This window comes from Micromonospora lupini (assembly GCF_026342015.1).
Taxonomy (GTDB): domain Bacteria; phylum Actinomycetota; class Actinomycetes; order Mycobacteriales; family Micromonosporaceae; genus Micromonospora; species Micromonospora lupini_B.
In genome coordinates, this window is record NZ_JAPENL010000002.1 from 948,321 (window position 1) to 967,804 (window position 19,484).

At 72.2% G+C, this 19,484-nt stretch carries 17 protein-coding genes; 7 read left to right on the forward strand and 10 right to left on the reverse strand.

The genetic code is table 11. The features are described from left to right. Positions 1 to 28 precede the first annotated feature (28 nt). The 4 genes from OOJ91_RS19290 to OOJ91_RS19305 all read right to left on the reverse strand — a co-directional run bounded on the left by OOJ91_RS19290 (position 29) and on the right by OOJ91_RS19305 (position 7,076). A complete protein-coding gene (locus OOJ91_RS19290) occupies positions 29 to 3,007 on the reverse strand; it encodes an AfsR/SARP family transcriptional regulator (RefSeq protein ID WP_266246798.1) in 2,979 nt (992 codons plus the stop codon). A 261-nt stretch (positions 3,008 to 3,268) separates the two neighbouring features. Then, positions 3,269 to 4,936: a fumarate hydratase gene (locus tag OOJ91_RS19295; RefSeq protein ID WP_266246800.1), complete on the reverse strand. Its 1,668-nt coding sequence runs from the start codon at positions 4,934 to 4,936 to the stop codon at positions 3,269 to 3,271. Between the two features lie 105 nt (positions 4,937 to 5,041). After that, a complete protein-coding gene (locus tag OOJ91_RS19300) occupies positions 5,042 to 6,490 on the reverse strand; it encodes an outer membrane protein assembly factor BamB family protein (protein WP_439117080.1) in 1,449 nt (482 codons plus the stop codon). 79 nt (positions 6,491 to 6,569) lie between these two features. Then, the gene (locus OOJ91_RS19305) at positions 6,570 to 7,076 is read right to left on the reverse strand and encodes an Lrp/AsnC family transcriptional regulator (protein WP_266246801.1); all 507 of its coding nucleotides are present in this window, start codon (positions 7,074 to 7,076) and stop codon (positions 6,570 to 6,572) included. Between the two features lie 130 nt (positions 7,077 to 7,206). On the opposite strand from OOJ91_RS19305, the gene hppD reads away from it, so the two are divergent. The 6 genes from hppD to OOJ91_RS19335 all read left to right on the forward strand — a co-directional run bounded on the left by hppD (position 7,207) and on the right by OOJ91_RS19335 (position 13,091). After that, a complete protein-coding gene (gene hppD / locus OOJ91_RS19310) occupies positions 7,207 to 8,412 on the forward strand; it encodes a 4-hydroxyphenylpyruvate dioxygenase (RefSeq protein ID WP_266246802.1) in 1,206 nt (401 codons plus the stop codon). Positions 8,413 to 8,423: 11 nt separating this feature from the next. Beyond that, positions 8,424 to 9,170 (forward strand): RDD family protein, encoded by a 747-nt coding sequence (locus tag OOJ91_RS19315; protein ID WP_266246803.1) that lies wholly within the window; start codon positions 8,424 to 8,426, stop codon positions 9,168 to 9,170. Positions 9,171 to 9,216: 46 nt separating this feature from the next. Continuing rightward, a complete protein-coding gene (locus tag OOJ91_RS19320) occupies positions 9,217 to 10,260 on the forward strand; it encodes an RDD family protein (protein WP_266246805.1) in 1,044 nt (347 codons plus the stop codon). Continuing rightward, on the forward strand, positions 10,257 to 11,360 hold the full coding sequence (hisC, locus tag OOJ91_RS19325; protein WP_266246807.1) for a histidinol-phosphate transaminase: 1,104 nt from the start codon (positions 10,257 to 10,259) through the stop codon (positions 11,358 to 11,360). The genes OOJ91_RS19320 and hisC overlap by 4 nt, the downstream gene beginning before the upstream one ends. Positions 11,361 to 11,494: 134 nt before the next feature. Further along, the gene (locus OOJ91_RS19330) at positions 11,495 to 12,049 is read left to right on the forward strand and encodes a hypothetical protein (protein WP_266246808.1); all 555 of its coding nucleotides are present in this window, start codon (positions 11,495 to 11,497) and stop codon (positions 12,047 to 12,049) included. Between the two features lie 160 nt (positions 12,050 to 12,209). Further along, positions 12,210 to 13,091 carry a hypothetical protein gene (locus tag OOJ91_RS19335; protein WP_266246809.1) on the forward strand — a complete coding sequence of 294 codons (882 nt, stop codon included), beginning with the start codon at positions 12,210 to 12,212 and terminating at the stop codon, positions 13,089 to 13,091. 54 nt (positions 13,092 to 13,145) lie between these two features. Here the strand turns inward: OOJ91_RS19335 and OOJ91_RS19340 are convergent, their stop codons facing one another. From OOJ91_RS19340 to OOJ91_RS19365, 6 genes are all read right to left on the reverse strand, one after another. After that, positions 13,146 to 13,523 (reverse strand): LPXTG cell wall anchor domain-containing protein, encoded by a 378-nt coding sequence (locus OOJ91_RS19340; RefSeq protein ID WP_266246811.1) that lies wholly within the window; start codon positions 13,521 to 13,523, stop codon positions 13,146 to 13,148. 88 nt (positions 13,524 to 13,611) lie between these two features. Next, the gene (locus tag OOJ91_RS19345) at positions 13,612 to 14,868 is read right to left on the reverse strand and encodes an outer membrane protein assembly factor BamB family protein (protein ID WP_266246813.1); all 1,257 of its coding nucleotides are present in this window, start codon (positions 14,866 to 14,868) and stop codon (positions 13,612 to 13,614) included. An 85-nt stretch (positions 14,869 to 14,953) separates the two neighbouring features. Further along, positions 14,954 to 15,436: an SRPBCC family protein gene (locus OOJ91_RS19350; RefSeq protein ID WP_266246816.1), complete on the reverse strand. Its 483-nt coding sequence runs from the start codon at positions 15,434 to 15,436 to the stop codon at positions 14,954 to 14,956. Between the two features lie 140 nt (positions 15,437 to 15,576). Then, the gene (locus OOJ91_RS19355; protein ID WP_266246817.1) at positions 15,577 to 15,786 is read right to left on the reverse strand and encodes a DUF397 domain-containing protein; all 210 of its coding nucleotides are present in this window, start codon (positions 15,784 to 15,786) and stop codon (positions 15,577 to 15,579) included. A gap of 232 nt (positions 15,787 to 16,018) precedes the next feature. Next, positions 16,019 to 17,215 (reverse strand): fumarylacetoacetase, encoded by a 1,197-nt coding sequence (gene fahA, locus OOJ91_RS19360; RefSeq protein ID WP_266246819.1) that lies wholly within the window; start codon positions 17,213 to 17,215, stop codon positions 16,019 to 16,021. Further along, positions 17,212 to 18,081: a hypothetical protein gene (locus OOJ91_RS19365; protein ID WP_266246821.1), complete on the reverse strand. Its 870-nt coding sequence runs from the start codon at positions 18,079 to 18,081 to the stop codon at positions 17,212 to 17,214. The genes fahA and OOJ91_RS19365 overlap by 4 nt, the downstream gene beginning before the upstream one ends. Positions 18,082 to 18,175: 94 nt before the next feature. Here OOJ91_RS19365 and OOJ91_RS19370 point away from each other — a divergent pair, with 94 nt between their 5' ends. Then, entirely contained in the window at positions 18,176 to 19,342 is a 1,167-nt protein-coding gene (locus tag OOJ91_RS19370; RefSeq protein ID WP_266246823.1) for a homogentisate 1,2-dioxygenase, read from the forward strand. Positions 19,343 to 19,484: the final 142 nt, after the last annotated feature.

Here is a 19,484-nt window from a genome sequence, read left to right on the forward strand (position 1 = left end):
CGCCCGTGGCCGACTCGCAGATGATCCGTCAGCCCAACCCGGCGAGCAGCCGTTCCACCTCGTGCCGGTCCGGCATGTCGATCTGCCGGTACAGGGAAAGCGCCCGGGTCAGGTGCGCGCGGGCCGTCGCCGGGTCGCTCGGCAAGAGGCAGCGGGCGATGCCCTCCAGCGCCTGGGCCTGCTCGTATCGGGCACCCAACGCGGCGGCGTCCGCCAGCACCCGACGGTGCAGGTCGAGCGCGCTCGTCACGTCCCCCTGGTCCAGGATGGCTCGGGCCAGTAGGTTGCGCGAGCCGCACTGGGCGATGCGATCCCCCACCTCGGTCATCGCGACGAGCGCCGCGCGGTGCAGGTCGGCGGCCAGCTCCGGGCGCCCGGCCTCCCGTTCCACAGCCCCCATCTCGTTCAACACCTCGCCCTCACCGAACCGGCTGCCCATCTGTCGCTTGATCCGCAGTGCCACCCGCAGCAGTCGGCTGGCCGGTCCGACGTCACCCATCCGATGCCGGATCATCCCGAGATGCCCGAGGGCGTTGCCGATCCGCCGCGGGTCGCCGACCTCGCGGGCGATGCTCAGGTGCCGTCGGGCAACGTGCAGCGCCTCCTCGTGGCGACCCCACAGCAGCAGGGTCAGCGACAGATTGTTGAGTTCGTTCGTCAGCGCCTCCTTGTCGCGCATCCGCGTCGCCACCTTGCGAGCGGCGTCGAAGCACTCCCGGGCGCGGCGGAACTGGAAGTTGGCGGCGTACGAGCTGCCCAGGTTGCCGAGGGTGTTGCGGAACTCGCGGGACAGACCGAGGCGGCGGAAAATCTCCAGTGACCTCTCCATCAACCGGATCGACTCGGGAAAATCCGCCAGCCGGTAGTGGGCCGAGGCCAGATAGTTGAGCATCGTCCCCACTGCCCGGTCGTCGCCCAACGCCTCGGCGGCGCGCAGGCCGATGGTGTGCGTCTCGATCAATTCGTCCAACCGACCACCCGCGAACTGGGCGTACCAGCAGGCCCTAGCCAACTGCCAGCAGTACTGCGGGAAGGCCTCGGTCTCCGCCAGCCGGACCAGGGCGGTCCACACGGCCAAGTTCTCGTCGAGCCAGGCCCTGCCCTGCTCGGCGACGAGCGCGACGAGATCGGGGCGGAGCGGCTCCGCCACCAGGATCAGCGAGTGGAGCGAGGAGAACTCCGTCGTGCGGGCGATCGCCATCGCGACGTGCAGATGGTGGTCGAGCAGACGCTCGATGCCGTGCCGCCGCTCGACGGCCCGCTCCGGCTCCGCCACCAGGGTCCGCGCGTACTCGCGGACCAGGTCGTGCAACCGGTACCGACCGGGCTCGGCCTCCTCCACCAGGTTCGCGTCGACCAACTCGTCAAGCAGGTCCTGCGCGTCGGGCAGGGGCAGTTCGGCGAGGACGGCGGCGACCGAGTTGTCGAACCGTACCCCCGGATGCAGGCCGAGCAGGCGGAACGCCTGCTGCGCCGCCGGCGACACCTGGGCGTACGACAGGGCGAAGGCGCGACCGACGGACCGGTCGCCCGCCTCGAACTCGGCCAGCGGATCGGGTCGGCTCGTCAGTCGCTCGGCCAGGTCGGCGATGCGCCAGCGGGGCCGGTGCGCCAGTCGGGCACCGGCCAGTCGGATGGCGAGTGGCAGATGGCCGCAACGGCGGACGACCTCGGTGGCGGCCTCCGGCTCGGCCGCCACCCGGTCGACGCCGACCACGTGCCCGAGCAGCTCGATCGCCTCGTCCGTGTCGAGCACCGGCAACGACGACGGCCGTCCCTCGTCCACACCGACCAGCCGGCGACGGCTGGTGATCAGGATCAGGCAGTGCGAGCCGTTGGGCAGCAGAGGTGTCACCTGGTCGGCGCTGGCGGCGTTGTCCAGCACCAGCAGGGCCCGCCGGCCGGCCAGCTCACTGCGCCAGAGCGCCAACCGGTCGTCCAGGTTCGTCGGCACCCGGTCGGCGGGCACACCGAGCTGCCGCAGCAGCGTCGCCAGCGCCGCGACCGGTGTCAACGGGGTCCGCTCGCTGTGCCCGTGCAGGTCGATGTAGAGCTGGGCGTCCGGGTAGTCGTCCGCGAGGGCTGTGGCGACGTGCACGGCGAGAGTGGTCTTGCCGCTGCCGGCCATGCCATCGATGAGTTGGATTCGGGCCCCGGCCTCCACGTCCTTCACCAGACGCGCCAGCGTCTGGTGCCGACCGGTGAAGTCGCCGATCGCCCGGGGCAACGAACGGACCGGGTGGATCGGCAACGGTGCCCGACCGGCCATGACAAGATCGCCAGCGAGTACGCGCTGATGAAGTTCCTGCAGCTCGACGCCCGGCTCGATGCCCAACTCGTCGGCGTAGAACCGCCGACCCTCCCGATAGAGCGCGAGCGCGTCGGCCTGTCGACCGACAGCGGAGAGGGCGAGCATCAGTTGGCCGCGCAGCCGCTCCCGCAACGGGTGCTGGTCGATGCTCTCCGCGAGTTCGTCGATCAGCTCGGCGGCTCGGCCGAGGCGTAGCTCGACGTCGACGCACTCCTCCAACGTGGTCAGGCGCTGCTCGTCGAGGGCCTGCGCTCGGCGACGGATGCTCCGGCTCGGGATACCGGCGAGCGCCGACCCGCGCCAGAGCGCCAGGGCAGCGCGGAACTCGGTGCGCGCGTCGTCCAGCCGACCGGCCTCCACTGCGGCACGCGCCGCCTCCACACCCCGGCCGAAGACCTCGACGTCCAGGTCGTCCGGAGCGGCGCGGACGCCGTACCCCACCGGATCGGTGACGATGACCTCCGGTGGAAGCCCAAGCTCGGCGAACCGGCGGCGCAACCGTGACACACAGGTCTGCAGTTGGGCACGGGCGGTGGCCGGGGGACGTTCCTCCCACACCGCGTCGACCAGCTCGTCGACAGGCACGAGCCGGCCGGCCCGCAACAGCAGCATGGCGAGCACGATCCGGTCTCGACCAGCGGTGACAGTGGTCTCGCCACCGCCGACCCGCAGGGGACCCAGGATCCCGAACCGCATCTGCTCCCCCGCATCACTGGCCCTACTGTCAGCAGCGTAGTCCGGCGGTAACAGATTGACTCAGTCAGGCGATAGCGATGTGAGAGCGGATCGGCAGCGGTCCATCGGACACTTACTTCGGGTTGTCGGTGACGGCATCCGACGGGGGCGGTGCGCACGCCCCGCCGCCCCGGCGGTACGGGCGCACCGATGTCGGTTCAGCACGGACGACAGAAGGGGTGCCGGGCGGGTTCGCCCGGCACCCCTTCGCGTACGCGTTTGTCAGCGGCGGCCGACGGTGAGCACCGGCTTGGTGACCTCGGCGAAGAAGTCGTTGCCCTTGTCGTCGACCACGATGAAGGCCGGGAAGTCCTCCACCTCGATCTTCCAGACCGCCTCCATGCCCAACTCCGGATATTCGAGCACCTCGACGTGCTTGATGCAGTCCTGGGCGAGGCGGGCCGCGGGGCCGCCGATCGAGCCGAGGTAGAAGCCGCCGTGCTGCTGGCAGGAGCGGGTCACCTGGCCCGACCTGTTGCCCTTGGCCAGCATCACCTGCGAGCCACCGGCGGCCTGGAACTTCTCCACGTACGCGTCCATCCGGCCCGCCGTGGTCGGGCCGAACGAGCCGGACGCGTACCCCTCGGGGGTCTTCGCCGGGCCGGCGTAGTAGACGGCGTGGTCGCGCAGGTACTGCGGCATCGGCTCGCCCGCGTCCAACCGCTCGGCGATCTTGGCGTGGGCGATGTCGCGGGCCACCACAAGCGGGCCGGACAGCGACAGTCGGGTCTTCACCGGGTACTTGGACAGCTCGGTGCGGATCTCGTCCATCGGACGGTTGAGGTCGACCCGGACGGCCACCTCGGAGTCGAGCGTGTCGTCGGTGACGTCGGGCAGGAACCGCGCCGGGTCGGTCTCCAGTCGTTCCAGCCAGACGCCCGACGGGGTGATCTTGGCGACGGCCTGACGGTCGGCCGAGCAGGAGACGGCGATCGCCACCGGGCACGAGGCGCCGTGCCGGGGCAGCCGGACCACCCGCACGTCGTGGCAGAAGTACCTGCCGCCGAACTGCGCGCCGATGCCGAAGTTGCGGGTCAGCTCCAGCACCTCCGCCTCCAGCTCCAGATCCCGGAAGCCGTGCGCGCTCATCGAGCCGGAGGTGGGCAGCGCGTCGAGATACTTCGCGCTGGCGTACTTCGCGGTCTTCAGGGCGTACTCGGCGGAGGTGCCGCCGATGACGATGGCCAGGTGGTACGGCGGGCACGCGGCAGTGCCGATCAGCCGCAGCTTCTCCTCCAGGAACTGCATCATCCGCGTCGGGTTGAGCAGCGCCTTCGTCTCCTGGTAGAGGTACGACTTGTTGGCCGAGCCGCCACCCTTGGCCATGAACAGGAACTTGTACGCGTCGGGGTGCCCGTCCGGGTCCTCGGCGTACAGCTCCACCTGGGCCGGCAGGTTGCTGCCGGTGTTCCGCTCGTCCCACATGGTCAGCGGGGCGAGCTGGGAGTAGCGCAGGTTGAGCTTCGTGTACGCCTGGTAGACGCCCCGGGAGATGGCCTCGGCGTCGGCGCCGTCGGTCAGCACGTGCCGGCCGCGCTTGCCCATCACGATCGCGGTGCCGGTGTCCTGGCACATCGGCAGCACCCCGCCGGCCGCGATGTTCGCGTTGCGCAGCAGGTCCAGCGCGACGAACCGGTCGTTCGGCGACGCGGCCGGGTCGTCGATGATCGCCCGGAGCTGGGCCAGGTGCGCCGGGCGCAGGAAGTGCGCGATGTCGTGCATCGCCTCGGCGGTCAGCGCGGTGAGCGCGGCCGGCTCCACGGTGAGGAAACGACGGCCACCCGGGCCGTGTACGACGTCCACGCCCTCGTCGGTGACCAGGCGATAGTCCGTCTGGTCGGGACCGGTCGGCAGCAGGGGGGCGTACGAGAATGCGGCGGCACTGCTCATGAGCGGCAAGCCTAGGGCAGACCGGTCGATCATTCCCACCCGCCGGGCTGGGTCTGGGACGCCGCTCTCATCCGCCCGCCCCGCAGCGCTCCGGTGCCCGCCCGCTCAGCCGTCCTTGCCGCCGTCGGGATCGGGGCAGAGTTCCCTCTTCGGCCCGCAGCCATCGTCGCCGTCGCCGTCGTTGCCCGATCCGGGACCGGTGCCGCCGGGGGCGGGGTTGCCACCGTCGCCGGGCGGCGGGACGGGGGCGCCGCCGGGGGCGCCGAAGCGGACGTACCCGATCTCCCGGCCCTCGCCGATGATCATGCCTTGCGACCCCACCGCGAGGGCGTTCGCGGAGGTCCGCAGGACGGCCAACTCCGTGCCGGTACGCGGCTCCACGGCGACCAACCGCGACGGCTTCTCGTCGGCGAGCACCGCCGCGTACGGGGTGAGCGCCGCGCCGGCCTTGGCACTTGCCGGGCGGGTCCACCGCACCCGGTCGGCGCCGAGTTCACGCGACACCACCGAGCGCTTGTCCGCGGAGCGGAACACCGCGTAGCGGTCGTCGACCGCGACGAGCTTGGTGCTGGCCTCGCCGACCCAGAGCAGCCGCCCGTCGTACCCGTCGATGACCGCCTCGCGGCCGTCCGGACCGACGCCGATCAGCACGTTGCGCGCTCCCTGCGGATCCTCGCGCTGGACGCAGCCGGCGGTGTCGGCGGTACGCAGGTTGACCCCGGCCCGCTGCCACGCCTCCTGCCCCGTCGCCGGGTCCCGCGCCGAGATGGCGAAGTAGCAGGTGCCGTCCTGGGAGCGGGCGGCGATCCGCAGCATCCGACCGCCCACCACGGAGAGCCGCTCGTCCCGGCCCGGCTCGACGTTCTGCAGGACCCGGCCGGTGGCCGTGTCGACGACGTGCACCCGGCCGTCGACCGGGAAGCCGAGCAGCGGGGGCACCGGCTCGGGCCCGGCCACCCCGTCGTCGATGCGGGTGGAGGTGAGCCGGCGGGTGCCGCGCAGGCCCGGATTGTCGGCGAGCAGGCCGCTGTGCACGCCGGGCAGGAAGGCCGTCCACAGTGGGGCGGTGCCGCGCGGGTCCCACGCGCTCAGGGTGCAGTCGGTGGCGTCCGAGCAGCGGGCGTCCAGCAGCAGGTTGCGGTACGTCCACACAGCCACTGCGTCGTCGTCGCGCCGCCGGGTCGCCCCGGTGGTCGGGTCGAGCAGCTCGTACCCCTTGACCAGGAGCTTGCCCACGGCGACTACCGAGTCGCGGTCGCCGCCCGCGACCGCCGACCAGTCCGCCTTGCGCTCCCACAGCTGGGCGCCGGTGGCCAGGCTGCGGGCCTCCACCCGGGTGCGCTGCTCGACCACGACGGCGTCGCCGGCGATCGTCACGCTGCGCGGGGTGCCGCCGACCCGCTGCTGCCAGACCACGTCCGGCTCGGAGATGGGTTCGCTGCGGTCCACCCACTCCCACAGCCCGGGGAACGGGTTCCACACGCCGGTGGCGGCGAGGGCGACGACCACGGCGAGGCCGAGCAGCAGCCCACCGCGCACGCTCCCCTTCGCCACCCGCACACCGTAGCCACGTTCTCGGATCTTCCGTACGCCCCGCGCCGCCGTGTCGCCGCGCTTTCTGGGCGCGGAGGTGTTACGTGGGTGTTCGTCCCTCGGCGCGGACGGCGCTGCGGACGAGCGGGAGCGTGCGGTAGGGAATCTGCTCCGCCAGCGCGATGATCGTCGACGCGCGTGTGATGCCGGCCGACGAGACGATCTGGTCGATGACCCGTTGCAGGTCGGTGTTGGAGCGGGCCACGATCCGGCAGAGCAGGTCGCTGGAGCCGGTGATGGTGTGCGCCTCCAGCACCTCGGGGATCGCCGCGAGGTGGGCGGTGACCGGGTCGTGGCCGTGCCGTTGAGTGATCTCCAGGGTGACGAAGCTGGTCACCCCGAATCCGATCGCGGCCGGGGCGATCTCCGGGCCGAAGCCGCCGATGACTCCCCTGTCGACGAGCTTGTCCAGCCGGGCCTGCACGGTGCCCCGGGCCACACCAAGCCGCCGGGAGCACTCCAGCACCCCGATCCGTGGCTCCTCGGCGAGCAGTTCGATCAAGCGCACGTCGAGCGCGTCGAGCTGTACAGCCTGCTCACCATTCATGGGTTCACACCATACCGAATGCACAACCTGACCAGCATTTACGTCGACAGTTGCCCACTCGACGCCCGCCCCGCGATCCTTCGGTCAGGAACCGGCCCACGAGGCCGGCCGGTACGCGAGGGAGACCACCATGACCCAGGCGATCGACCGACCCCAGTCGACCGAGGACGTCGACGTCGACCGGCTCGTCGGCGCTGTCGACCACGACATCAGCCACGACCCGTTCCCCGTCCGTGGACTCGACCACGTGCACTTCCTGGTCGGCAACGCCAAGCAGGCCGCGCACTACTACTCCACCGCCTTCGGCATGACCTGCGTGGCGTACCGGGGCCCCGAGCAGGGCTACCGGGACCACGCCCAGTACGTACTGACCAGCGGCTCGGCCCGGTTCGTGCTGACCGGTGCGGTCCGCCCGGACGCCGACGGCGCCGAGCACGTGGCGAAGCACAGCGACGGGATCAGCGACATCGCGCTCGAGGTGCCGGACGTCGACGCCGCGTACGCCCACGCCGTCGCCCAGGGCGCCACAGGCGTCGTCGAGCCGCACGAGGTGAGCGACGAGAACGGCACCGTCCGGATGGCCGCCATCGCCGCGTACGGCGACACCAGGCACACGCTTGTCGACCGCTCCCGCTACCGCGGCCCGTTCCTGCCCGGCTTCGTGGCCCGCGGCCCGATCGTCGACAGGCAGCCGATGATCGACGCCGGCATCCAGCCGAAGCGCTTCTTCCAGGCCGTCGACCACGTCGTCGGCAACGTGGAGCTGGGCCGGATGGACGAGTGGGTCGAGTTCTACAAGCGGGTGATGGGCTTCTCCAACATGGCGGAGTTCGTCGGCGACGACATCGCCACCGACTACTCGGCGCTGATGAGCAAGGTCGTCGCGAACGGCACCCGGAAGGTGAAGTTCCCGCTCAACGAGCCGGCGATCGCCCGCAAGAAGTCGCAGATCGACGAGTACCTGGAGTTCTACCAGGGCCCCGGCGCCCAGCACATCGCCGTCGCCACCAACGACATCGTGGCCAGCGTCGACGCGATGCGCGCCGCAGGCGTGGAGTTCCTGGACACCCCGGACTCGTACTACGAGGACCCGGAGCTGCGCGCCCGCATCGGCAACGTCCGGGTGCCGATCGAGGAGCTGAAGGCCCACAAGATCCTCGTCGACCGGGACGAGGACGGCTACCTGCTGCAGATCTTCACCAAGCCGGTGCAGGACCGTCCGACAGTCTTCTTCGAGCTGATCGAGCGGCACGGCTCGCTGGGCTTCGGCAAGGGCAACTTCAAGGCCCTCTTCCAGGCCATCGAGCGGGAGCAGGAAGCCCGCGGCAACCTGTAACACTGTCGAGCGTGACGCAGCCTCCGCCGTACCCGACGCCGCCGGTCGGTGGGCCTCCGCCCGCCGCCGGCGGCCTCGCGCCGCCGCCCGGCCCACACCCCCAGGGGTACGCAGTGCCGCCGCACCACGTCCCACTGGGGTACGCCGTGCCGCCGCAGTACGCCCCACCCGGGTACGCGCCGCCACCGTGGTATCCCGGCCCGCCCCGGCCGATGGCGCCGCTGCCGACGGTGAGCCCCGGCGGGCAGCCGCTCGCCAGCTTCACCGACCGGCTGCTGGCCTGGCTCATCGACACGGCACTGGCGACAGCCGTCTCGCTTGTGCTGTTCATGCCTGTCTTCCTGGTCCTGTGGTGGCGGATGTTCAGCGAGATGACCCGGACCAACCCGGACGGGACCCTCGTGGAACCCGACCCGGCCACCTTCTTCACCTCGTTCTTCCTGCCGATGCTGCTGGCCGAGGCCGGGCTGCTCGTCGTGCTGCTCGGGCTCTACTGGCTCTACCACGTGGAGTACCTCAAGCGTGACGGCCAGACGCTCGGCAAGAAGGTCATGAAGCTCCGCGTGGTGCCCCTCGACCCGACCCGCTCGCTCGACAGGCGGATGGCCGGCCGGCGGTGGCTGGTGCAGTACCTGGCCTCCTCGGTCGTGCCGGGCCTGAGTTACGCCGACGGGCTGTGGCAGCTCTGGGACAAGCCCTGGCAGCAGTGCCTCCACGACAAGGTCGCGGAAACGATCGTCGTTAAGGTGGCTTCGTGAGCGAGCGCAGCGAGCGGACCAGCAGGCTCAGTAGTGGAGCGTCGGCGTGAGCGTGCAACCCGGCTGGTATGTCGATCCCGCCGACAGGGACACCCGGCGGTACTGGGACGGCGAGGGCTGGCTCGGCGCGCCCATCCCCGTCGACGCCACCCCGCCGGACGGGCCGCCGCCGCCCGAGCCGCCGCCCGCACCTGTCACCCCGGCCGCGCCCGCCGCCCACCCGGTGGGCGCCGCGGCGGGCCGGCCCCCGCACTCCGGGCCCTCCCCGCAGGCCGGTACGCACCCGGGACACGGTCCGCAGGCCAACCCGGGCCCGGGTTGGGGCCCGCAGGCCGGCCCTTCCGGCTGGCCGCCACCTGACGCACAGGGCACGCCACCGGGCGCCCCGCCCGGGTGGACGCCGCAGGCCGGTCCCCCCGGCTGGCCGCCGCAGGGCGTGCCGCCCGGCTGGGCACCTGGCGGTCCTCCCGGCTGGATCGGCAGACCGCCCGAGCCTCGGCCGCACGGGCTCAGGTTGGCCGGTTACGGCCGCCGGCTCGTCGCCCGGCTGATCGACTTCGGTCTCGTGTTCGCGCTGAACGTTCTTGTCAACGGCTGGTTCGTCTGGCGGTGGCTGGACGAGCTGATGCCGTACTGGCGGGAGGCGTTCCGGCGCGGCATGGAGGGCAACACCTCCAGCGAGGGGATGCCGCCGATAAGCGAACAGACCGGGCTCCTCCAGGTGGTGATCGTGCTGATCGCCACCGCGCTGTGGCTGGCGTACGAGGTGCCCGCCATGGCGGCCAACGGGCAGACCATCGGCAAGCGGGTGATGCGGATCCGCGCGGTCCCGATCGCCGCCGACCAGCCGTTGGGCTTCGGTCGGGCGCTGACCCGGTGGACGACGCTGGGCCTGCCCACCCTGCTCTGGTACTGCGCCGGGCTCGGCCTGCTGCTGCAACTTGTCGACTCCCTGTCCCCCCTCTTCGACCACCCGCTGCGCCGGGCGCTGCACGACAAGCGCGCGCAGACGGTCGTGGTCGAGGTCCCCGACACCCCCGCAACCCCCGCCCCAGACGACCACCCCCAGCCCTCGGGAGACACCCCATGACCGACTCCGGACGTCACGAGCCCGCGCTGCGACTGACCCGCGCCGACCTGGACGCGCTGCCGAGCTACGTGCCGGGGCGCAGCCCCGCCGACCTGGCGCGCGAGCTGGGTCTGCCGGAGGCCATCAAGCTGGCCAGCAACGAGGTGCCGTACGGGCCGCTGCCGGGTGTGGTCGACGCGGTCACCGAGGCGGTCACCGCGTCGCACCGTTACCCGGACATGGGCGTGGTCGCGCTGCGCGACGCGTTGGCAGAGCGCTACGGCGTGGACGCGGACCGGATCGCCACCGGCTGCGGATCGGTGGCGCTCGCCGAGCACCTCGTCCGGGCCACCTGCCTGCCCGGTGACGAGGTGCTCTACTCGTGGCGGTCGTTCGAGGCGTACCCGATCATCGCGGCGACAAGCGGCGCGACGAGCGTGCGGGTGCCCAACGACGCCGGGCACGGGCACGACCTGGCGGCCATGGCCGCGGCGGTGACCGACCGAACGCGGATGATCCTGGTCTGCAACCCGAACAACCCCACCGGCACGGCCGTACGCCGGGCCGAGCTGGACCGGTTCCTCGACGCGGTGCCGGACGACGTGCTTGTGGTCATCGACGAGGCGTACCGGGAGTTCGTCACCGACGCCGAGGTGCCCGACGGCCTCGACTACCTGAACCGGCCGAACGTGGCGGTGCTGCGCACCCTGTCCAAGGCGTGGGGCCTCGCCGGGCTGCGGATCGGCTGGCTGGTTGCCCAGCCGGTGGTGGCGGCGGCCATCCGCAAGGTGGTGACGCCGTTCTCCACGAGCACGGCGGCCCAGGCCGGCGCGCTCGCCGCGCTGACCCAGGCCGGCGAGATGGAGCGCCGCTGCGCGCTTGTCGTCGCCGAGCGGGACCGGGTCACCGAGGCGCTGCGTAAGTTCGTGCCCGACGTGCCGACCAGCCAGGCCAACTTCGTCTGGCTGCCGCTCGGTGACCGGGCCGTGGCGTTCGGCAAGGCGTGCGAGGCGCGCGGGGTGATCGTCCGGCCGTTCGCCGGGGATGGTGTGCGGGTCACCATCGGCACTCCGACGGAGAACGACGCGTTCCTCGCGGCCGCGGAGGCGGCGCTCACCTGAGCGGCCCACACGTCACCCATCGGGGCCATAAGGTCCGTTTGTCTAGTTATGCGTGTTATTTGCCCTATCTTCCGAAGTAGCCGGTACGGCGCGGACCCGCGCCGGCTCACTTCGAGAAAACGGGGTAACGAACAGTGCGTACTGCCAAGATCTGTCTCGCCGGAGCGGCCGCCGCCGCGATGGTCGGCTTCCTCGCGGCGCCGGCCGCCGCGGCGCCCACCGATGACACGACCGTCACGTTCGAGGTGCTCGTCGGCACCCTCGACATCGACGCGCCGGCCACCGCCGACCTGGGCAGCGGCGCGCCCGGAGGCACCATCACCGGCCAGCTCGGCCCGGTCACGGTCACCGACTCCCGGGGTGCGGCGGACGCCTCCTGGGTGGCCACGGTGACGGCGACGAACTTCCAGACCGGCGGCGGCACCCCGGCCGAGACGGTGCTCGCGACGGAGATCGACTACTGGTCGGGTCCGGCCACCGCGACCACCGGCACCGGCACCTTCACGCCGGGCCAGGCCAACGCGGCCGCCGCGGCGCCACTGGACAATGTCGCTCCGCTGACCGCGTTCACCCACACGGGTGGCACCGGCGGCAACACGGCGACCTGGAACCCGACCATGATCGTCAACGTCCCGCTGGACAGCATCGCGGGCATCTACACCGGCACGGTGACACATTCGGTCGCGTAGCCGCCGGGGGCGGTCGACCATCGCGGTCGCGCTCGCCCTGTTCTGCCTCGCCGGTCCGGGTCTGTCGACCCGGGCCGGCGCGGCCGAGCCGGGCGACGACGACCGTCTCGGCATCCGACTGCTGGAGGCGCCGAGCAATCGTCGCGACGACCCCCGGGCGTTGCGCTACATCGTCGATCATCTCCCGCCGGGCACGACGATCAAGCGACAATTGTTGATCACCAACCGCACCGACGAAGCCCGCCGCATCGACGTGTACCCGGCGGCGGCGACGCTTGAGGGTTCGGCGTTCACGTTCGGCGAGGGTCACGCCGAGAACGAGCTGACCTCGTGGATCACCCTCGACCAGACGGCTGTGGAGGTGGAGCCGTGGGGCGAGGCCCGGGTCCGGGCGACAGTCACGGTGCCGCCGAAGGCATCCCGCGGCGAGCGGTACGGGGTCGTCTGGGCGTCCGCCACCTCCGCGCCCCGGGCCGGCGGCGAGATCAAGCAGATCCACCGGGTAGGTGTTCGGATGTATCTCGACATCGGTCCCGGTGGCGAACCGGCCTCCGACTTCGCCATCGGCGAGGTGCGGCCGGCCCGCAGTCCCGAGGGCGTGCCGTCGGTGACCGTCCAGGTCACCAACACCGGCGGCCGTGCCATCGACCTGACCGGCACTGTCGCCCTGAGCGACGGACCGGCCGGCAGCCGGGCTGGCCCGTTCCCCGTCGGGCAGGGCGTCACGCTGCCCCCGGGTGGCGCCGGACAGGTCGTCGCCCGGCTCCCCGTCGATTTGTCGAACGGCCCCTGGAAGGCCGAGGTGCACCTGGAGAGCGGGCTCGTGAAGCGGAGCGGGACCGCGCGGATCCAGTTCCCCGACCCGGGCCAGGCCGGCCGCAAGGGCAGCGTCGTCTCCCGCATGCTGTCTCCCTGGACGCTGGGGGCGACAGTGGGGGCACTGCTGCTGATCACCGGTCTCGCGGTGCTCCTGCTCCGGTCCCGTCGGTCCCGTCGCGCCCCTGCCGCCGCACCCCGCGAGCGGGTCCCGGCCGGACGCTGAGACCCGCTGACGACCGGCCGCCGAAGCCCATCGGCGGTCGGTCGGCGGCATGCGTCAGCTGGGTCGGCGGCGGCGTGCGGCCAGCCAACCGACGGCAAGCAGAGTCAGACCCAGCGCGACGAGGAGCAGAACCGACCCACCCGAGCCGGTGACAGGCAACTCTCCGCCGTGGCTGGGCGTCGGAGTGAGCGGGTGCCGGGTCGGCGGGGGCGTTGCCGTGGCGGTGGGCGTCGGCGTTGGCGGGGTGACGGTAGGCGAGGCGGGCACCACCTCGAAGGTGACTCCCGTGTCGTCCGACGGCGCGGCCCGTACGGCGGCGAACGCGCTCGCCGACGGCCGGTCCGACGCGAGGGTCGGAGGCACCGTGATCACGAGGCCCGTGGTGGCCGCCAGCACGCCACCGACCCACCATCTGGCTGCCCTGTTGCCCATGCCGACCCCCTCCACCGGAAACCTGAACCGTGAGAAAAGTACCTTTTCTGGTCAGATGCGGTGAAAGTTTCACGGTCCGGTGCCCCGATCAGGTGGCGGCCAGGATCACCGCCTCGGAGGTCAGGTAGTAGCGCTGGTCATCGCCGCTCGGGTCGACCGGCTCACGCAGCCGTTCCACAGCGACGTAGCCGTCCTCGGCGGAGACCGCTCCGGGCACCCAGCCCGTGCCGTCCGAGCCGACGTTGAGCGTGTAGCGGGAGAGCAGCGCACCGGTCACCGGGTCGAGCGTCACCAGTTCGTTGGCCTCGGTCAGCAGATGCACCCGGCCGGGCTGCGCCGCGAGCACCCGCGCCGGTCCCAGGCCCGGGAAACGCCACAGCTCGGCGCCCGTTCGCGCCGAGCGGGCCACCGCCACCCCGTCAACGACGGCGACGGCCTGGTCACCGGCCACGGTTGCCCCGGCCGGGTCCAGCGCGGGCGCGGCCAGCGGCGCACCACTGCCCAGCAGCCAGCCGCGGCCACCGGCGTCCCCGGGGCCGGCCGTCCGCAGGGCCAGGCAGCCCGACCGGTCGGTACGACAACCGAGCGGGGTGACCACCAGCCGATCCGCGTCGCCCGGCGGCCGCCAACGCTCACCCACCACACCCGTCGCGGCGTCCCGGAACTCGATCGTGGCCGGCCCGGCGCAGGTGTCCAGGCCCATCAACTGCCCGGTCGCAGTGGTGCCGAGGTCGCTGCGGCAGCCGCCGGGCAGGTCGGCCCGCCACAGCTCCCGGCCACCGGCCACGTCCACCCCGCGAGCCTCCGTGTCCCCGGTGACCGTCAGCACCGTCCGGCCGTCCGCGAGATCGGCGAGGAGGAGCCCGCGCGGGTCCCAGACCGTGGCTGCCCCGGTCCGCCGGACCACAGCCGTGCTCCGGGCCGGGACCGGTCCGTCGGCCCGCCACCGCACCCGCCCGGTGGACGCGTCGAGCGCGACGAGCCGGCCGTCGGACCAGCGACTGATCACGGTGCTGCCGCTCGCCACCACCCCGGTCAACTCCGCCGGCCAGCGCCGGTACGACCAGTAGGGCGTGGCCCGGTGCCGCCCGTCGACCGGCCGGTCGGCGTAGACCTGGCGGTGTGCGGCGTACACCCGCAGCCTGCCGTCCACGATCAACGGGGCGACCGGCAGCCGACCGACCACACCGGCGGCGGGTCGGGGCGCGTCCGGATGATCACCGCGCGCCGGCGTGCTCACCTCGGCCGGCGCGAGCACCCGGTGGACGATGACCGCGACGGCCGCCACGGCGAGCAGCACCGCCGCCGCCAGCACCAATCGTCCTCGGCCCCTCGGGAACCCCATGCCGCACCTCCGCCCGGCACCCTACCCAGCGCAACCGACCGGATCCCCGCCAGGTCGTACGGGTCGTGGTGCGCAGGTGAGCGGGTCAGGCCGCCTCGACCGAGCCGAGGGTGCCGGCCGCGACGGCCAGGTCGGCGAGGTCGCGCCGGAGCGCCACCTCGACCGCCCGGGCGGCGAGGCCACCGAGCAGCAACGCCACCACCCGGCCGTACGGATCGGTGGGCACTGCCTCCTGGGTGACTGTGACCGCCGTGCGGGCCCGGCGGCGACGCCGGACCGGGCGCAGGCTCCAGGTGATCCGGTAGTCCGCACCGGCGCCGGAGGAACACAGCACCAGCCGCTGCGGCGCGAGCGCCTCCACCACCAGGAACTCCTCGGTGAGGGTGCCACCGCCCGGCTGGGCGCGCTCCTCACGCCAGGCGGTGCCCGGCCCGAACGGGCCCGGGGTCAGCACCTCGACCGGGCCGGCCGCGGTCAACCGGGTGACCCGGCCGGGCAGATCGGTCAGCAGACACCAGACATCGACAGCGCGCGCCTCGATGAAACCGGTAACCGCCACCGTCGACATGCCACCCTCCCGTGTCGTCGACGGTACGCGCGGTGAGGGCAGGACGAGGCCCCCGGGCGGAATTTCCACCACCCGGAGGCCCCGTCGTCCCTTTCGGCGGTCGCCCGGCACCGATCGTCGACAGGTGCCCGGCGTGCCGGTCAGCGGTCGAAGCGACCGCCCCGGATCGCGCCGATGAACGCCGTCCACCCCGGCGGGCTGACGGCCAGCGTGGGGCCGGTCTGGTCCTTGGAGTCGCGGAGAGCGACCAGACCGAGGACGTCGACCAGGTTGTCCGCCACCTCCACGCAGAGCCCCTGGTCGTTGGAGCGGCTGCTGGTGCGCCAGAGCGCTCCGGTGAGATCGTGCATAGTCGTTACCTCCGTGTGCGTCGGGATGCCCCACCACCTGACGACCGGGGGAGATCCGGCCGTACGGCTGGCGGAGCGACGTGGTCCGGATGACCAACGGGGTAACCACGGTTGGTGATCGCACAGACGGTGCGAGCACGAGTCCCATCGATGAGACGGGTAGGACTCAGACGCGAGCGGAGGTGCACGTGCTCCCGGCGGGCCGGCTCAACGGGCTGGCCGGTGCGTCGGCTCAGCGGGCCGGGCGGATCGTTCCGGTGACCTCGCCGAGGGCGATTGTGGTGCCGTCCGGGCCGGGCGCGGTGGCGGTGAGGGTGACGGTGTCGCCGTCGGCGAGGAAGGTACGGCTCTCGGTGCCCACCTTCGCGGGCTCGGCCCCGCCCCATGTCAGCTCCAGGAACGAGCCCACCTGGGACCGGTCCGGGCCGGAGACGGTGCCCGAGGCGTACAGGTCGCCGGTGCGCAGGGACGCGCCGTTGACGGTGAGGTGCGCCAACTGCTGGGCCGGGGTCCAGTACATGCCGGCGAACGGCGGCTCGCTTACCCGTTCGCCGTTCCACTCGACGGCCAGCCGCAGGTCGAGCCCCAGGTGCGGCACGTCGCGCAGGTAGTCGACGACCGGCGGGTCCTGTTCCGGAGCCGGCACGAAGGCGTCGGCCAGCGCGTCCAACGGGGTCACCCACGCCGAGACCGAGGTGGCGAAGGACTTGCCGAGGAACGGGCCGAGCGGCTGGTACTCCCACGCCTGGATGTCGCGGGCCGACCAGTCGTTGACAAGCACCACGCCGAAGACGTGGTCGGCGAAGTCGTCGACTGACACCCGGGCGCCCAGCGGGCTGGGCACACCGACCACGAAGCCGACCTCGGCCTCGATGTCGAGGCGTACCGACGGGCCGGTGACCGGACCCTCGGCGGACGCCCGCTGGCCGGTGGGCCGAGTCACCGGCGTGCCGGAGACGACGACGGTGCCGGCCCGCCCGTGGTAGCCGATCGGCAGGTGCTTCCAGTTGGGCAGCAGCGGTGGCTGACCGGGCCGGAAGATCTGCCCGACGTTCGACGCGTGGTGCTCCGAGGAGTAGAAGTCGACGTAGTCGGCCACCTCGAACGGCAGCAGCAGCTCCACGTCGGTCAGGGGCACCAGCAGCGGCTCCACCGCCGGACGGTGCGTCGCGTCGCTCAGCAGCTCGACGATCCGCTGCCGGACCGACGTCCACTGTGGGCGGCCCAGCGCCATGAAGTCGTTGAGGGTGGGTCGGCACAGCGCGCCGGCGGCGAGCACCAGCTCGGCGGTCTCCGCACCGGCCAGGTCGAACACCCACGACCCGATCCGTACGCCGATCCGTGGCCGGCCGCCGCCCGAGGAGAACACCCCGTACGGCAGGTTCGTCACCCCGTACGGCGAACCGTCAACGCCTGTCACCCAGGTCATGCGTCGTGCCCCCCGTTCACCAGCCCCAGCCGGATCAGATCGGTAAGTGGTTCCAGGATGCTGCACGAGCCGAAGCCGACCCAGAGCGGGCGCGGCGTGTCCAGGCGCGCGTTGGCGCGTTCGAGCAGCGGGCGCGGGTCGAGCGCGGTCAGCAGCTCGGCGACCATCCGCACGCTGTCCCCGGCGGCGGCGGCGAGCGTCGCGGCCAGCACGTTGGCATAGCCGTGGTGGGTGAACCCGGTCTCCGGGTCGAGGTGGCGCACGGCCTGGTGCAGCCCGGCGGTGAGTTTGAACGGCAGGGCCCGGTCCCGGCAGGCGCAGATCACGGCGGCCAGTTCGGCCGGGGTGGGGAACAGCTCGGCGGCCAGCCCACCGGTGCGGAACTTGGCGGCGATCGGCACGCCGTCGGCGCGGGCGGCGACGAGCGCGTCCAGCGCACCCAGCAGCCCGAAGGTAAGCGGCAGCTCGGCGTACACGGTCTCGACGCCCGGCATGGCGTCGGTCAGCCGCAACAGCTCGGCGATGCCCGGCAGCGGGTCCTCGCCGCGTTTGGCGACCGCCACCTCGACCTGTCGTGCGGTCACGCCGTCCGGGGCGAGGAACGACAGCGCGAGGGGCAGACGACCGATCCCGGTGTCGCCGATCAGCCCGACCACCAGACCCTCGGCCGGGTCGACGAGACCGCTCAGCTCGCCTGCCGCGACCGTCGAGGCGGGGACGAGCAACGGGCCGACCAGGTCGGCGTACCAGGAGGCGCGGTGCCGACGGTGGGCGACCAGGGCGTCGTGCAGCGCGGCGCTGCCCGGTGGGAAGACGGCGGCGTCGTCCACCAGGCCGTGGAGGAGCGCGGGCACCTGCGTTGACACGGAACAAGAATGTACGGGACGCTACGAGGAACGGACAACAGCGTCCGATTATCGGACGCCTCTGACCGGTGAACGGGATATATCGGGAGGCGAAATGCCGTACTACCGCAGCGTCGGCGAGGTGCCGCGCAAGCGCCACACCCAGTTCCGCCAGCCCGACGGCAGCCTCTACGCCGAGGAGCTGATGGGTCAGGAGGGCTTCTCCTCCGACTCGTCCCTGCTCTACCACAGGCACGCCCCCACGGCGATCCTGGCCGCCGACGAGTTCGCCCCGCCCGCGTTCACCCGAGCGCCGAACCTGCCGCTCAAGCCCCGCCACCTGCGCACACACAAGCTCGACGCGGGCGGCGCCGACCCGATCCTCGGCCGGCAGTACCTGCTCGCCAACGACGACGTCCGCATCGGGTACGTGCTGGCCGACAGGCCCTCCCCGCTGTTCCGCGACGCCACCGGCGACCACTGCCTCTACGTCGAGGCGGGCACCCTGCGGGTCGAGTCGCCGTTCGGGGCGCTGGACGCGGTCGCCGGCGACTACGTCGTCATCCCCACCTCGACCATCCACCGGCTGGTACCCACCGGTGACCAGCCCGTCCGGCTGCTCACCGTCGAGGCGGCCGGGCACATCGGCCCGCCCAAGCGCTACCTCTCCGTCCGCGGCCAGTTCCTGGAGCACTCGCCCTACTGCGAGCGCGACGTCCGCGGCCCGGACTCGCCCCTGCTCGTCGACGGCGAGGAGGTCGAGGTGCTGGTCCGCCACCGCCGTGGCTGGACCCGCTACGTGTACGCCAACCACCCGTTCGACGTGGTCGGCTGGGACGGTCACCTCTACCCGTGGGCGTTCTCCATCCACGACTTCGAACCGATCACCGGCCGCATCCACCAGCCCCCGCCCGTGCACCAGACCTTCCAGGGCCCCAACTTCGTGATCTGCTCGTTCGTGCCCCGCAAGGTCGACTACCACCCGCAGTCGATCCCGGTCCCGTACAACCACCACAACGTCGACTCCGACGAGATGCTCTTCTACACCGGCGGCAACTACGAAGCCCGACGCGGCTCCGGCATCGAGCAGGGTTCGATCTCGCTGCACCCGTCCGGCTTCACCCACGGCCCCCAGCCGGGCGCCGCCGAACGCTCCATCGGCGCGGACTACTTCGACGAGTTGGCTGTCATGGTGGACACCTTCCGGCCCCTCGACCTGTGCGACGCGGCGCGCGCGTGCGAGGACGAGGGGTACGCCTGGACGTGGGCGCGTGCTGTTTAGTCGCTCTTTGGGTTTTCGCCGGAGCCCGACCCGCTCCGGGCGGTCAGGCTTGATCCCTCCGCGGGTCGGGCTCCGGCGAAAACCCTGACCTGGGCGAGCTGACAGACGCTTGTTGAGCTGTTGTGGTGTTGCCGTGGGTTGG

Coding starts and splice junctions, on each gene's coding strand:
- OOJ91_RS19290 (WP_266246798.1), bottom strand. CDS start 3,007: ATGCGGTTCGGGATCCTGGGTCCCCTGCGGGTCGGCGGTGGCGAGACC.
- OOJ91_RS19295 (WP_266246800.1), bottom strand. CDS start 4,936: ATGAGCAGTGCCGCCGCATTCTCGTACGCCCCCCTGCTGCCGACCGGT.
- OOJ91_RS19305 (WP_266246801.1), bottom strand. CDS start 7,076: ATGAATGGTGAGCAGGCTGTACAGCTCGACGCGCTCGACGTGCGCTTG.
- hppD (WP_266246802.1), top strand. CDS start 7,207: ATGACCCAGGCGATCGACCGACCCCAGTCGACCGAGGACGTCGACGTC.
- hisC (WP_266246807.1), top strand. CDS start 10,257: ATGACCGACTCCGGACGTCACGAGCCCGCGCTGCGACTGACCCGCGCC.
- OOJ91_RS19340 (WP_266246811.1), bottom strand. CDS start 13,523: ATGGGCAACAGGGCAGCCAGATGGTGGGTCGGTGGCGTGCTGGCGGCC.
- OOJ91_RS19345 (WP_266246813.1), bottom strand. CDS start 14,868: ATGGGGTTCCCGAGGGGCCGAGGACGATTGGTGCTGGCGGCGGCGGTG.
- OOJ91_RS19350 (WP_266246816.1), bottom strand. CDS start 15,436: ATGTCGACGGTGGCGGTTACCGGTTTCATCGAGGCGCGCGCTGTCGAT.
- OOJ91_RS19355 (WP_266246817.1), bottom strand. CDS start 15,786: ATGCACGATCTCACCGGAGCGCTCTGGCGCACCAGCAGCCGCTCCAAC.
- fahA (WP_266246819.1), bottom strand. CDS start 17,215: ATGACCTGGGTGACAGGCGTTGACGGTTCGCCGTACGGGGTGACGAAC.
- OOJ91_RS19370 (WP_266246823.1), top strand. CDS start 18,176: ATGCCGTACTACCGCAGCGTCGGCGAGGTGCCGCGCAAGCGCCACACC.